Here is a 12,925-nt window from a genome sequence, read left to right as displayed (position 1 = left end):
ATCGCTCCATGTTGCCCCGCGCTGCACGATCGTGTCACTGTTGTGCACAAACGTGCAGGGAGGAGAAGCCTCATGAACGAGCGTCACGACGTCATGTACCAGGCTGCGACGCAGTACTACCTGCACGGGAACACGATGGATTCGATCGCGCATAGCCTCGGCCTGTCTCGTTCCAGCGTCTCCCGGCTCCTGAGCCAGGCCCGCCGCGAGGGACTCGTCCGCATCACCATCGCGGACGCCTTGGGCACAGCCTCGCCGGAAGCTCGGGCTCTTCGGGAGCGTTTTGGAATCGCTGCACATTTGGTCAATGTGAGCGCCGCCTCCTCAGCGTCCGCCCGGCTCGAGCAAGTGGCCCGCAGAGCCGCCTCGCTCTTGGCCGATGCCGTGCATGCCGATGAGTTCCTCGGCGTCGCGTGGGGGGTGACGATGGCCTCGCTGGCCCGGCATCTCCCGCAACACCCGCTCTCGGGCGTCTCGGTCGTGCAGATGAACGGGGGCGCCAACCCGCGCACGACGGGCGTCCCCTACGTCGGTGAAATGATGCAGCGCGTTGCCACCGCCTTCGACGCGCGTGTCACGCCCTTCCCCGTCCCTGCGTTCTTCGACCATGCCGAGACGAAAAGGGCCATGTGGCGGGAGCGATCCATCCAGTACGTGCTCGGCCTGCAGCAACGCCTCGATGTGGCGGTCTTCGGCGTCGGCTCCCTCACCGGAAGCATCCCCTCGCACGTGTATGCGGCCGGGTACCTCGATGCCGAAGAACGCGCCGAGCTAGCGGCTGACGGCGTCGTGGGCGACATCTGCACCGTCCTGCTCAGGGAGGACGGCAGCTATGCCGACATCCCCACCAATGCCCGCGCCACCGGCCTCACACCGGCGGAGATGGCGCGGATCCCGCGACGGATCTGCGTGGTCGCCGATCCGGCACGCTCACGTGCCGTCCTGGGCGCCCTTCGCGCGGGGGTCGCAACCGACCTCGTCCTCGACGATCACACGGCCAAGGCCATCTTGCGCCGCGCCTGACCCTGCACCGGCGACGCCGAGAACCACCCACGAACCGCTCCCGAGGCCCAGCCCCCGGTGGTCGGCCATGCGCGTGTCATGAGACGGTGGGGCCATGACTGAGCCGGCCGACGCCACGCCCGGGGGCGTGTACTCCAGCAAGGGCAAGGCGTACACCCGCGACACCCGCTACCTCACGACGCGGATCATGCGGTCCGTGGCTCCCGGTGAGGACGCCGTCCTCGTGGAGCCGGGACGTTTTCGGCTCATCGCCGCCCGCGCTTGCCCGTGGGCGAACCGCGCCATCATCGACCGGCGCCTGCTCGGCTTGGAGGACGCGCTGAGTATCGGGTTTCCTGGTCCCACCCACGACGCGGATTCGTGGACCTTCGATCTCGACCCGGGCGGCGTCGATCCCGTGTTGGGCATCCACAAACTCAAGGACGCGTATCTGCGCCGGGATCCGGATTACCCGCGCGGCATCACCGTGCCCGCGATCGTGGACACCACGACTGGGGCCGTGGTCACCAACGACTTCGCCCAGATCACGTTGGACATGTCGACCCAATGGGTGGAGTATCACCGCCCGGGCGCACCCGACCTGTACCCCCTCGCCCAGCGCGAGGAGATGGACCAGGTGATGCGCTACATCTATACCGAGATCAACAACGGCGTCTATCGTGCCGGATTCGCCGGGACCCAGGAGGCCTACAACGCCGCCTACGATCGGCTGTTCACCGCCCTGGACTGGGCCGAGGAACGCCTCTCGGGGCGTCGCTTCCTCATGGGTGGCGCCATCACCGAAGCCGACGTACGACTCTTCACGACGCTCGTCCGCTTCGACGCGGTCTACCACGGCCACTTCAAAACCAACCGCACCAAGCTCACCGAGATGCCAGCGCTGTGGGCCTACGCCCGAGACCTGTTCCAGACGCCCGGGTTCGGCGACACGGTCGACTTCGAGCAGATTAAGCAGCACTACTACATCGTTCATCGAGACCTCAACCCGCTCCAGATCGTCCCTCAGGGCCCCGACCTGTCGGGCTGGCTAAGCGAGCATGGCCGCGACGCCCTCGGCGGAGCACCCTTCGGCGCCGGCACACCACCGGAGCCGGTCCGCCCCGAGGAACGCGCGCCTCACAGCATCCTCACCTGCTGAGCGCGCGGCCCATCAGCGTCGTCAGCGCGAGTGAGGAATGCTCACGTTCGCGCCGCTGACATGGAGGGTCACCCCATCAGCACCCGCGTCGATGTCGGTCAGCTTGAGCCCATAGGGAAGGGGCAGGTGGACGGGTTTGAGCATGGCGGCCACCACCTGCTTGCTGACCTGGGACGGGACGGACACGCCTCCCACGTCGATCGCACTGTCCACCATCGCCACGGTTTGGGCTGCCTGATCGACCGCTAGGCGCCCCGTGACATGGATCGGGATTTTGTGTCCCAGCACGGTGGCCTCACTGGTAAAGGTCACCAAGCCCGCTGCGGCCGGAGAAGCCGTCAGCCCAAGGCCAGCGCCCAGATCGGCATAGCTCACCGCCGCAGTTCCACTCACCTGCTCCGATTCGACCGTGCGAGGCTGAACACGGACCTGATGCAGCGTCACGTCCACGGCGCTCAAGCGCACCGTCGTGTTGGAGCCGACCTGCGCCGTCAGCGAGTCCCCTCGCACCCGGACCGCGGGGATCTCATGGATCAACACGAAGTAGGCGAGCGGGAAGCCCTCCACCGTCACCGTCGGCTTCTGCGCGAAACCCGCCGGTTTCTGGATCTGCGCGGCCGCACGCCGCTCGACCTCATCGCGCAGCATCCCATCGGTGGCGACGACGCCGACACCGAGGAGCACCAGCAGCACCACGATGGTGACCAGAAGATTGCGCAGGAATCGCATGGGTTTACAGCCCCAAGAGTTCCTCGATGCCCACCGTGAGGCCAGGCCGGTTCGGCACCGCACGCACCGCAGCGAGGACCCCCGGCATGTAACTGGCGCGGTCGAAGCCGTTCTCCGTAATCACGAGTTGTTCCCCCTCATTGCCGAAGCGGACCTCCTGATTGGCGAACAACCCGCGCTGGCGCACCGCATGGATGTGGATCCCGTCGACCGTCGCGCCCCGCGCCCCGCCAGGGTCGTCCGTGGTGGCGTCAGGAACGGGGCCGAGCCCGGCAGCGGCTCGCGCTGCGGAGATCTTGCCCGCAGTGGTGACGGCAGTCCCTGAGGGCGCATCCACCTTGTTGGGGTGATGCAACTCGATGATCTCCACAGACTCGAAATAGGGGGCCGCGATCTCGGCGAACTTCATCATCAGCAACGAGCCGATGGAGTAGTTGGAGGCCACGATGGCGTGGGCGGACGTCCCCTCGAACAGTGCAGCGACACGGGCCAGCTTCTCAGCGGTGAATCCTGTCGTCCCCACGACGACGTGCACGCCGTGGGCCGCGCACCATTCCAGATTGCCCATCACCGCGTCCGGCACGGTGAAGTCGACCGCGACATCGGCCCCGATCGCCGCGGTGAGATCGTCGCTGGCATCAAGGGCAGCCACGAGCTCCAGGTCATCAGCCGCTTCAACCACTCGGCACACTTCGGCGCCCATGCGCCCCTTCGCTCCCAACACGGCCACTCGCAGCATGGGATCCATCCTATGTGGGCCACTCCCCTCGTCTGGCCGCCCCCAAGGGAGCATGCTGGATGCATGCGCGACCCTCACGACCTGACCTGCTGGCTCACCGACAAGGACGGCGTTCTCGTCCACGGCGATCGTCCGATCCCCGGGGCGCGGGAACTGATCGAGTTCTGGACCGAACACGACCACCGCTACCTCGTCATCACCAACGACTCCGTGCAGACTCCGCGTGACTTGGCAGCACAGTTGCGGCGCGCGGGCCTCGTCGTTCCCGAGGAGAACATTTGGACGTCGGCCATGGCGACGGCCGCGTTCCTCAAAAACCAAAACGGCGTGAGGACCGCCTACGTCTTGGGCGAGGCGGGCCTCACCACGGCGTTGCACGAGGCCGGATTCGTGCTGACCGATGTCGACCCGGAGTTCGTCGTCCTCGGGGAGACGCGGGGGCTGTCGTTTGAGCAGATCACCCGGGCCATTCGCCTGATCCTCAACGGAGCCCGATTCATCGCGACGAACCCCGACACCAGCGGGCCCGCCGCCGACGGGATCGTCCCCGCCACGGGGGCGTTTGCCGCCATGATCACCGCCGCCACCGGACGCCAGCCGTACGTCGTCGGCAAACCCAACCCGATGATGATCCGCTCAGGCCTCAACCAGATCCAGGCGCACTCGGAGACCACCGGGATGATCGGGGACACCATGGGGACCGACATCGTGGCGGGCATGGAAGCCGGGCTCCACACCGTGCTGGTGCTCACTGGATCCACACGCGCCGATGAGGTCGACTCCTTCCCCTACCGACCCTCCAGGATCCTCGACTCGGTCGCCGACCTCTTGCCGCTCCTGCGCTGACACTCCCCCGCACGCGAACGGGCGCCGCCTCCTGGAAGGAAGCGGCGCCCGTTCGGCGTCACAGCGAGGATCAGGCCTCAGCGGCCTCGGTGTCCGCAGCCGCCTCGGCGGCCTCCTCGACCACAGGAGCCAGGGACAGCTTGCCCCGGTCATCGATCTCGGTGATCTCGACCTGGATCTTCTGGCCGACCAACAAGACGTCCTCGACGTTCTCCACGCGGTTGCCGCCGTTGAGCTGGCGCAGCTTGGAGATGTGAACCAGGCCATCCTTACCGGGCATGAGCGACACGAAGGCGCCGAAGTTCATCAGCTTCACGACGGTGCCGAGGTAGCGCTCGCCCTTCTCCGGCATCGTCGGGTTGGCGATGGCGTTGATGAGGGACCGAGCCGCCTCCGCGGACTCGCCGTTGGTCGCACCGATGAAGATGGTGCCGTCGTCCTCGATGGAGATGTTGGCGCCGGTGTCGTCCTGGATCTGGTTGATCATCTTGCCCTTGGGCCCGATGACCTCCCCGATCTTGTCGACCGGGATGCGCACCGTGATGATGCGCGGCGCGTACAGGCTCATCTCGTCGGGGGCGTCGATGGCCTCGCCCATGACGTCCAGCAGCGTGTGACGCGCATCGCGCGCCTGCAGCAGGGCCGCGGCCAGAACCTCGGCGGGGATCCCGTCGAGCTTGGTGTCGAGTTGGAGCGCGGTGACGAAGTCACGCGTACCGGCGACCTTGAAGTCCATGTCGCCCAGGGCGTCTTCGGCGCCCAGGATGTCGGTGAGCGCGACGTAGTGCATCGTCCCGTCGATCTCTTCGCTCATCAGGCCCATGGCGATACCCGCGACCGGCGCCTTGAGCGGGACGCCCGCGTTCAGCAGCGACAGCGTGGACGCACACACCGAGCCCATGGACGTGGAGCCGTTGGAGCCCAGCGCCTCGGACACCTGGCGGATCGCGTAGGGGAACTCCTCGCGCGTGGGCAGCACCGGAACCAGTGCGCGCTCAGCGAGCGCACCGTGGCCGATCTCACGCCGCTTCGGGGAACCGACACGGCCCGTCTCGCCGGTGGAGTACGGCGGGAAGTTGTAGTTGTGCATGTAGCGCTTGGTCGTCTCAGGCGAGAGCGTGTCCAGCTTCTGCTCCATGTCCAGCATGTTCAGCGTGGTCACCCCCAGGATCTGGGTCTCGCCGCGCTGGAACAGCGCCGAACCGTGGACGCGCGGCAGGACGCCGACCTCCGCGGACAGCGTCCGGATGTCGCTGGTCCCACGGCCGTCGATGCGGACCCCTTCGGTGAGGGTCTTGTGACGCACGAGCTTCTTGGTCAGCGCACGGAACGCCCCGCTGATCTCCTTCTCGCGGCCCTCGAACTGGGCGTCGAGTTCCGCGTGGACGGCGTCCTTGAGGGCGTCGGTCGCCTCGTCGCGGTCCTGCTTGCCGGGGATGCTCATCACAGCAGCCAGACGGTCGCTCGCGGCGGCCGCGACGGCGTCGTACGCATCCGCGGCGTAGTCGGAGAAGACCGGGAAGGTCTCGGTCGCCTTCGGCAACTGGTTGGCCAGTTCGATCTGCGCCTCGCACAGCGCCTTGAGGAACGGCTTTGCCGCCTCGAGGCCGGACGCGACGATCTCTTCGGTGGGGGCCGTCTTGCCGGAGCGGACGTTCTCGACGGTGCCCTCGGTGCCGCCCGCCTCGACCATCATGATCGCGACGTCGCCGTCGGGCAGGACGCGCCCGGCGACCGCCATGTCGAAGGTGGAGTCCTTCATCTGCTCCACGGTCGGGAAGCCGACCCACTGGTCACCGATGAGGGAGACGCGGACGCCGCCCACGGGACCGCTGAACGGCAGCCCGGCCAGCGTGGTCGATGCGGAAGCGGCGTTGATGGCCAGCACGTCGTAGCGGACGTTCGGGTTCAGCGCGAGCACGGTCACCACGACCTGGACCTCATTGCGCAGGCCCTTGATGAAGCAGGGACGCAGCGGACGGTCGATGAGGCGGGCGGTCAGGATCGCACCTTCGGAGGGGCGACCTTCGCGACGGAAGAAGGAGCCGGGGATGCGGCCAGCGGCATACATGCGCTCTTCCACATCGACGGTCAGGGGGAAGAAGTCGATCGCGTCGCGCGGGTTCTTCTGCGCGGTCGTGGCCGACAGCAGCATGGTGTCCTCGTCGAGGTACACCGCTGCGGAGCCGTTGGCCTGCTTAGCCAACAACCCGGACTCGAAACGGACGACGTGCTTACCGAAGGAGCCATTGTCGATGACGGCCTCGGTGTGGCGGAGTTCAGGTCCCTCCATTGCCATGGGGACATTCCTTTCAGGTGTGCGCACCCGGCTCCGGCCCCAGACGAAGAATGTGTGGTTCGGTCTTCGATCGAGGCCCACGGGCTGCCGTCAGCGGCGCTTCCCGGAGGCCACTACCGAGGACCGACGAGCGCGGACCAGGTGAGCGGTGAACAAAGCTATTCAATTGTTCCGGCACCGACGAAGCGAGCCTCTGTCAGGGTACCGGCTGAGCATGCCGAAAAGGGAGCGGCCAGGCGGCCGCCCCCTCAACGAGTGCGATGGTCGATCAACGACGCAGGCCGAGCCGCGCGATGAGCGCACGGTAATGCTCGACGTCCTGCTTCGCCACGTAGTTCAGCAGACGACGACGCTGGCCAACCAGCAACATGAGGCCACGACGGCTGTGGTGGTCACCCTTGTGCTGCTTGAGGTGCTCGGTGAGGTGCGAGATCCGCTTGCTGAGCAGCGCGATCTGGACGTCGGGAGAGCCCGTGTCGCCAGGCGTGATCGCGTAGTCTTCGATGATCTGCTTCTTGGTAGCCGCATCCATCTGGGCTTCTCCTTCTCGTGTGTTGCGCGGCGCCGGTCCCGGCTGGGTGGCTCTGTTTATCCGCGGGCGATGTGACGCCAAGGGTCTACGCTACCCCACCGCGCCTCCGCCCACCAATCGGGACGCCGTCATGCCACCCACACCACGGCTGAGATGAGCCGTCGATCCCTCTCCTGGGAACGGGGAACAACCTCTTTGGCACAAACTCGACCTGCTACGACGAACCGTAGTTGAATGGCTCCAGAGTCGTTCCACGAAGGAGTGAAGCCCATGACGGTCGTGATCGGGATTCCCGCGAGCGGCGAACACGAAACGAGGTCACCGATCAACGGTGATGTCGTGAAGAAGCTCGCCGCGCTCGGTGTCCGTGTCCTCATCCAGCGGGGGGCGACGGACGCCTCGTTCGCCACCCCGGAATCGCTGGGGGATGTGGACTGGGCCGAGACATCCACCGAGGTGATCGCGCGGGCGGACATCGTCTGGTCCATCGGCAACCTGTCCGCGGCCGATCAGGCCGCCCTGCGCCCCGGTCAACTCCTCATGGGCCTGCTGACCCCGTACGCGAGTGCCGAGCACGTCACGGCGCTGGCTGCGACAGGGGTCACCGCCTTCGCGATGGAACTCCTCCCCCGCATCTCTCGCGCGCAGAGCATGGACATCCTCTCCAGCCAAGGCGCGGCGTCGGGGTATGAATGCGTGCTCATCGCCGCGTCCCGGACCCCGAAGTTCTTCCCGATGCTCACCTACGCGGCAGGCACCATCCGACCGGCCCGGGTCTTGGTGATCGGTGCCGGCGTGGCTGGTTTGCAGGCGATCGCCACCGCCAAGCGGCTGGGATCGGTCGTCCACGGATACGACGTCCGCCCCGAGACCCGCGAGCAGGTCGAATCACTGGGGGCAAAGTTCGTCAACACGGGCGTCAGCGCTGCAGGCTCCGGTGGATATGCCCGCGAGTTGACCACCGAGGAGAAGGAGCAGCAGGCACAGGCGCTAGCCAAGGCCGTCGCCGAATCCGATGTCTTGATCACCACCGCGGCAGTCCCGGGCAAGAAGGCCCCGGTCATCGTGACCCGCGCCATGGTCGAAGCCATGCGTCCGGGGTCGGTCGTGGTGGACATGGCCGCGGAAGGCGGCGGCAATGTTGAGGGCACCGTCGCGGGCAAGGAGATGCTCGTGGGTGGTGCCCGCGTCATCGGGCCGGTGAACCTCCCCGCCCGGATGCCCGTGCACACCTCGGAGATGTTCGCGAAGAACCTGCTGAACTTCACCTCGCCGATGATCGCCGATGGGGTCCTGTCCATCGACTGGAGCGACGACGTCATCGTCGGCACGGCCCTGACCCACGGCGGCGCCCTGGTCCACGCTGGCGTCGCGAAGGTGCTCGGGGTGCCGGTCGCTCCCCTTGAGCCCGTGTCCGTTTCCACCGAGGAGGAAGCCTCCGCATGATCGATCTGCTGTACATCTACATCTTCGTGCTGGCCGCCTTCGTCGGCTATGAGGTGATCAGCCGGGTGCCCGTCATCTTGCACACGCCGCTGATGTCAGGTTCGAACTTCGTCCACGGCGTCGTGCTCGTCGGCTCGATGTGGGCCCTGGCGCACGCCTCGACGCCCTTCCAACTGGTGCTCGGCTTCCTGGCCGTCTTGTTGGGCGCAGCCAACGCTGCGGGCGGTTATGTCGTGACCGAGCGAATGCTCGGCATGTTCGCAGCCAAGTCTGACGCCAAGCCTGCCGCGAAGGAGGCCTGAGCCATGACCTGGGTCATCAACGGGGTGTACCTCGTCGTCGCGGTCTTGTTCATCCTCGGCCTGAAGGCCATGAGTTCACCTAAGACGGCCAAGCGCGGCATTGCCTGGGCTGGCGTGGGCATGGTGCTGGCGACCGTCGCCACGTTCTTCATTCCCGCCGAGGATGGCTCGCTGCTGTTCTTCGCCCCGGGCAAGACCATCAACCTGGTCTTGTGCCTGATCGCCCTCGCCATCGGCGCAGGGGCCGCGGCCTACCTCGGCAAGGTCGTCAAGATGACCGACATGCCGCAGATGGTGGCTATCTACAACGGCATGGGTGGCGGCGCTGCCGCCCTCATCGCGGCCGTCGAGTTCACCTCCGCCGAACCGCCCACTGGCGTTCACGCTGTACTGGCCATGATGGGTGCCTTCATCGGCTCTGTCGCCTTCTCCGGGTCGGTCCTGGCGTGGGCCAAGCTCCAGGGCGTCATGAAGAAGGCCGTCCGGTGGCCGGTGCAGAACCTCGGCAACGTGCTCCACACGCTGGTGACGCTCGGCCTGGGCATCGCCATCGTCATCGTGGGCCCTCACCCGATCCTCGTGATCGCCTTCTTCCTCATGTCGCTGATTCTCGGCCTGGCGCTGACCAGCCCGATCGGCGGCGCCGACATGCCGGTCGTGATCTCGCTGCTCAATGCGTTCACGGGCTTGGCGGTCGGCCTTGAGGGGTACGTCCTGGGTAACCCCGCTCTCATCATCGCGGGCATCGTGGTCGGTGCGGCTGGCACGCTGCTGACCCAGCTCATGGCCAAGGCCATGAACCGTCCACTCACCAACGTGCTCTTCGCCCCGATCACCGGCGAGGCCCAGGGCGGCGAAGGCCCCTCGGGAACCATGAAGGAGGTCTCGGCCATGGACGCGGCAGCGATGATGCGCTACGCCGAGAACGTCATCATTGTTCCCGGCTACGGCATGGCCGTCGCGGGCGCCCAGCACAAGGTCTACGAGATGACCAAGCTGCTGGAGGCCGAGGGCGTCGACGTGAAGTTCGCGATCCACCCGGTTGCGGGGCGTATGCCCGGCCACATGAACGTGCTGCTTGCCGAAGCGGGCGTCCCCTACGACCAGATCTTCGACCTCGACGAGATCAACGCGGACTTCCCGCTCGCCGATGTCGCACTCGTGATCGGGGCGAACGACGTCGTCAACCCGGTGGCGCGCACGGACAAGTCCAGCCCCATCTATGGCATGCCGATCCTGGACGCCGACAAGGCCCGCCAAACCATCGTCATCAAGCGGGGCAAGGGTGCCGGCTACTCCGGCATTGAGAACGCGCTGTTCTTCGCCGACAACACGTCGATGCTGTACGGCTCCGCCCAACAGGCGGTCGCCGAAGTCATCACCCACATCAAGGAACTGAGCTAACACCTCAGCGGTGACGGCGGCGCGGTGGGCGAGGTGCCCGCCGCGCCGCTGTTGCGTATCAGTTGTTGGCTCGGCGGCGGCGCTTCCTGCGGATGAGGTCAAGGGCGATCGCGGTACCCAACGCCAGCAGGCGCGTTTCCTCGGTGGCGCCGGGGGCAAAAGTCATCGCGTAGCGGCTGTGCCCCAGCAGGGCTGCCCCCATTCCGGCCCACTCCCGCGCCACCCGCCCCAGGACGGTTCCCCCGGAGACGACCTGGTAGTCGAGACCCCCCAGATCCCCCACCAGTTCCATAGAAGCCCCGGTGGCAGCTGTCACGGTGATCGACGTGGAAAACAGCGCCGGGCGACGGCGCAGCGTCGCCAACCGGCGTCCGTCGGGCCAACTCATCTCGAAGGTGTCGAACCCGATATCCATGACGTCGTCGAAGGCGAGCAGGGGCGTCCCATCGCTTTGCACGAGAAGGAATCGGCGTGGCCCGGCGAAGAACAGGCCGCCGAACGAATCTTGGCCCACGACGCGCCCCAACACACCTCCGGTGGTGTCGAGAATGTCGAAGTCGTTAGCCATGAAGGAGTTGATTTGCTGAACGATGAGCACATCATGGCTCAACAGGCCGGTGCGGGGTTCTTCGGTCATGGCCTTAGTATGGCGGGCTCTCCCCACGCTGCGTCATCCCCCCACGGCACCAAGGCCTGCCTTCCCTTCTGAGATCGCGAGTGCGCTGTCTCCCCGCGCACTATCGTGAGCCGCGAAGGTCTTGACCTTCCGGGGCGTCCGCTCAGGCTAATCGGATTGGTGTTTTCCCGGGCATCGGCAAGACTGGTCACAGACAAGCCAGTTCAGGAGTGATGTGATGACGGAAAACCCCACGACCGCCGTCGCCGCCCGCCTTGCCACGCGCGACGACCTGCCCTCATTGGAGGCGCTCGAGACGGCTAGGACGCGCGGCCTTTCGGCGACGTACCTGGACGCACAGGATCGCGGTGAGTTCTACGTCGTCGTCGGCCTCCTGCAGGGCGACATCGTTGGACGCGTCATCTTGGATGTGCGCGACGACCCCGCTGTGCTGACCCCCGAAATGAAGCTGCTGTGGGTCGTCCCCACCGCGCGGCGTCAAGGCCTGGGCGCCGCCATGACGCACCACTTGGAGGCCGTGGCTCGCACCTTGGGCTACGAAGAGATCTTCCTCGGCGTCTCTGCCGACAACAACCCGGCGGCGATTCCGCTCTACATCAGCCTCGACTACACCCCCACCGGGGATCACCGCAGCGCCATCAACCTGTCGGTGATCGACGCGGACGCCCCGGTGGGCGACGACCCGACCGAAGCCATCTTCCGTAAGTCGTTGCGGATCCGCTGAGCCGTCATCACGGCGAGGCCTCGCGCCCACGCAGCGCCCCGGGAGACACCTCACCCGGGGCGTTTCTGCACCCGCCGGGGAGCGCCTCCGTGCCCGTGTTGCCTCGCCGCGGCGCCAGCGAGCGGCGTCAGCGATCGAGTGAGGCGTTGTGCTGCAAGGCCTCACGCGTCGCGGAGACGTCGGCGTCCATCTGCTCGATGAGTGCGTCCACGCCCGCGAACTTCACCTGCCCGCGGATCCGCTGGTCAAAGTCCACGGCGATGTCGGCACCGTAGAGGTCAAGATCGTGACGGTCGAGCACGAAGCTCTCTACCCGATGCTCCTCGCCATCGAAGGTGGGGTTCGTGCCCACCGAGATCGCTGCGGGCCACGATGCGGCCGGGGCGCCTGGGGGAAGGGGAACACCGTGCCCGTCACGGCCATCCAGCCGCGTGAGATAACCCGCATAAACCCCGTCGGCAGGCGCCGCGAACGCGGCCGGAACGGGGAGGTTCGCGGTCGGGAAACCCAACTCGCGGCCCCGGTGGTCGCCATGCTGGACGACGCCACGAAAGCGAAACGGACGCCCGAGCAGTTCTGCCGCGTGTCTCACATCGCCCGCGGCCACCGCCGCCCGGACGGCGGAACTACAGGTCTCTTCGTCGCGCACCTTCACCAAAGGTAACCCGGTCACCTCGAAGACGCCCGCCCCCAGTTCGCGCAACGTCGCCAGGGTGCCAGCAGCCTTGTGCCCGAAACGGAAGTTCTCCCCCACCACCACCCGCGTCGGATGCAACGGCAGCAGCACCTGCTCGACGAACTGCGCCGGAGTCAGCTGGGAGAACTCCTGAGTGAAGTCGACGACCTTGACCTCATCGGCGCCTGCCGCGCGCAGCAACGCCACACGATCGGCGAGATCAGTCAGGAGCTTGGGGCCCCCACCGGGGCGGACCACGGACGCCGGGTGCGGCCAGAAGGTGACGACGATCAACGGCAGATCCGGTTCGGTGGCCCGCGCGACGGCGAGAACCTCCCGATGCCCGGGATGCACCCCGTCGAAGTTGCCAATGACGACCACGGAACCTGACACGTCACTCCTTCGCGCGTCTACACGCTTGTTCATCCGC

13 protein-coding genes are annotated in these 12,925 nt (G+C 66.7%); 7 read left to right on the top strand and 6 right to left on the bottom strand.

The features are described from left to right. The first annotated feature begins 72 nt into the window (after positions 1 to 72). Both C1706_RS08855 and C1706_RS08850 read left to right on the top strand, forming a co-directional pair. The gene (locus tag C1706_RS08855; protein ID WP_129458880.1) at positions 73 to 1,023 is read left to right on the top strand and encodes a sugar-binding transcriptional regulator; all 951 of its coding nucleotides are present in this window, start codon (positions 73 to 75) and stop codon (positions 1,021 to 1,023) included. A gap of 94 nt (positions 1,024 to 1,117) precedes the next feature. Then, positions 1,118 to 2,161, top strand: a complete 1,044-nt coding sequence (locus C1706_RS08850; protein ID WP_129458879.1) for a glutathione S-transferase family protein — start codon at positions 1,118 to 1,120, stop codon at positions 2,159 to 2,161. A 21-nt stretch (positions 2,162 to 2,182) separates the two neighbouring features. On the opposite strand, the gene C1706_RS08845 is transcribed toward C1706_RS08850, so the two are convergent. Continuing rightward, entirely contained in the window at positions 2,183 to 2,890 is a 708-nt protein-coding gene (locus tag C1706_RS08845; RefSeq protein WP_129458878.1) for an LmeA family phospholipid-binding protein, read from the bottom strand. Between the two features lie 4 nt (positions 2,891 to 2,894). Beyond that, a complete protein-coding gene (dapB, locus tag C1706_RS08840; protein ID WP_129458877.1) occupies positions 2,895 to 3,629 on the bottom strand; it encodes a 4-hydroxy-tetrahydrodipicolinate reductase in 735 nt (244 codons plus the stop codon). A 63-nt stretch (positions 3,630 to 3,692) separates the two neighbouring features. Here dapB and C1706_RS08835 point away from each other — a divergent pair, with 63 nt between their 5' ends. Beyond that, positions 3,693 to 4,475: an HAD-IIA family hydrolase gene (locus tag C1706_RS08835; protein ID WP_206661053.1), complete on the top strand. Its 783-nt coding sequence runs from the start codon at positions 3,693 to 3,695 to the stop codon at positions 4,473 to 4,475. 70 nt (positions 4,476 to 4,545) lie between these two features. On the opposite strand, the gene C1706_RS08830 is transcribed toward C1706_RS08835, so the two are convergent. Both C1706_RS08830 and rpsO read right to left on the bottom strand, forming a co-directional pair. Continuing rightward, complete coding sequence (locus tag C1706_RS08830) at positions 4,546 to 6,768, bottom strand: polyribonucleotide nucleotidyltransferase (protein ID WP_129458952.1); 2,223 nt, start codon at positions 6,766 to 6,768, stop codon at positions 4,546 to 4,548. Between the two features lie 274 nt (positions 6,769 to 7,042). After that, positions 7,043 to 7,306, bottom strand: a complete 264-nt coding sequence (rpsO, locus tag C1706_RS08825; protein WP_129458875.1) for a 30S ribosomal protein S15 — start codon at positions 7,304 to 7,306, stop codon at positions 7,043 to 7,045. Positions 7,307 to 7,576: 270 nt separating this feature from the next. Between rpsO and C1706_RS08820 the strand changes: the two genes are divergently transcribed. From C1706_RS08820 to C1706_RS08810, 3 genes are read left to right on the top strand one after another with little or no spacing between them, the layout of a single operon-like run. Continuing rightward, entirely contained in the window at positions 7,577 to 8,752 is a 1,176-nt protein-coding gene (locus C1706_RS08820) for an NAD(P) transhydrogenase subunit alpha (protein ID WP_129458874.1), read from the top strand. Further along, the gene (locus C1706_RS08815) at positions 8,749 to 9,054 is read left to right on the top strand and encodes an NAD(P) transhydrogenase subunit alpha part 2 (RefSeq protein ID WP_129458873.1); all 306 of its coding nucleotides are present in this window, start codon (positions 8,749 to 8,751) and stop codon (positions 9,052 to 9,054) included. Before C1706_RS08820 ends, C1706_RS08815 begins: the two co-directional genes overlap by 4 nt. Positions 9,055 to 9,057: 3 nt before the next feature. Continuing rightward, positions 9,058 to 10,458, top strand: coding sequence for an NAD(P)(+) transhydrogenase (Re/Si-specific) subunit beta (locus C1706_RS08810; RefSeq protein WP_129458872.1), 1,401 nt, complete (start codon positions 9,058 to 9,060; stop codon positions 10,456 to 10,458). Positions 10,459 to 10,516: 58 nt separating this feature from the next. Here C1706_RS08810 and C1706_RS08805 read toward each other — a convergent pair whose 3' ends face one another. After that, positions 10,517 to 11,095 carry an LURP-one-related/scramblase family protein gene (locus C1706_RS08805; protein WP_129458871.1) on the bottom strand — a complete coding sequence of 193 codons (579 nt, stop codon included), beginning with the start codon at positions 11,093 to 11,095 and terminating at the stop codon, positions 10,517 to 10,519. A gap of 217 nt (positions 11,096 to 11,312) precedes the next feature. Between C1706_RS08805 and C1706_RS08800 the strand changes: the two genes are divergently transcribed. After that, positions 11,313 to 11,819 (top strand): GNAT family N-acetyltransferase, encoded by a 507-nt coding sequence (locus C1706_RS08800; RefSeq protein WP_129458870.1) that lies wholly within the window; start codon positions 11,313 to 11,315, stop codon positions 11,817 to 11,819. Positions 11,820 to 11,946: 127 nt separating this feature from the next. Here C1706_RS08800 and C1706_RS08795 read toward each other — a convergent pair whose 3' ends face one another. Beyond that, positions 11,947 to 12,888 (bottom strand): bifunctional riboflavin kinase/FAD synthetase, encoded by a 942-nt coding sequence (locus tag C1706_RS08795; protein ID WP_241653502.1) that lies wholly within the window; start codon positions 12,886 to 12,888, stop codon positions 11,947 to 11,949. Positions 12,889 to 12,925: the final 37 nt, after the last annotated feature.

The organism is Propioniciclava flava (assembly GCF_004126535.1).
GTDB lineage: Bacteria > Actinomycetota > Actinomycetes > Propionibacteriales > Propionibacteriaceae > Propioniciclava > Propioniciclava flava.
The sequence above is the reverse complement of the archived record's forward strand: the minus strand, read 5'-3'. Positions and strand labels throughout refer to the sequence as shown.

Excerpts from the sequence above, each read along its gene's own strand:
- C1706_RS08855 (WP_129458880.1), top strand. The coding sequence starts at position 73 with ATGAACGAGCGTCACGACGTCATGTACCAGGCTGCGACGCAGTACTAC.
- C1706_RS08850 (WP_129458879.1), top strand. The coding sequence starts at position 1,118 with ATGACTGAGCCGGCCGACGCCACGCCCGGGGGCGTGTACTCCAGCAAG.
- C1706_RS08845 (WP_129458878.1), bottom strand. The coding sequence starts at position 2,890 with ATGCGATTCCTGCGCAATCTTCTGGTCACCATCGTGGTGCTGCTGGTG.
- dapB (WP_129458877.1), bottom strand. The coding sequence starts at position 3,629 with ATGCTGCGAGTGGCCGTGTTGGGAGCGAAGGGGCGCATGGGCGCCGAA.
- C1706_RS08835 (WP_206661053.1), top strand. The coding sequence starts at position 3,693 with ATGCGCGACCCTCACGACCTGACCTGCTGGCTCACCGACAAGGACGGC.
- C1706_RS08830 (WP_129458952.1), bottom strand. The coding sequence starts at position 6,768 with ATGGAGGGACCTGAACTCCGCCACACCGAGGCCGTCATCGACAATGGC.
- rpsO (WP_129458875.1), bottom strand. The coding sequence starts at position 7,306 with ATGGATGCGGCTACCAAGAAGCAGATCATCGAAGACTACGCGATCACG.
- C1706_RS08820 (WP_129458874.1), top strand. The coding sequence starts at position 7,577 with ATGACGGTCGTGATCGGGATTCCCGCGAGCGGCGAACACGAAACGAGG.
- C1706_RS08815 (WP_129458873.1), top strand. The coding sequence starts at position 8,749 with ATGATCGATCTGCTGTACATCTACATCTTCGTGCTGGCCGCCTTCGTC.
- C1706_RS08810 (WP_129458872.1), top strand. The coding sequence starts at position 9,058 with ATGACCTGGGTCATCAACGGGGTGTACCTCGTCGTCGCGGTCTTGTTC.
- C1706_RS08805 (WP_129458871.1), bottom strand. The coding sequence starts at position 11,095 with ATGACCGAAGAACCCCGCACCGGCCTGTTGAGCCATGATGTGCTCATC.
- C1706_RS08800 (WP_129458870.1), top strand. The coding sequence starts at position 11,313 with ATGACGGAAAACCCCACGACCGCCGTCGCCGCCCGCCTTGCCACGCGC.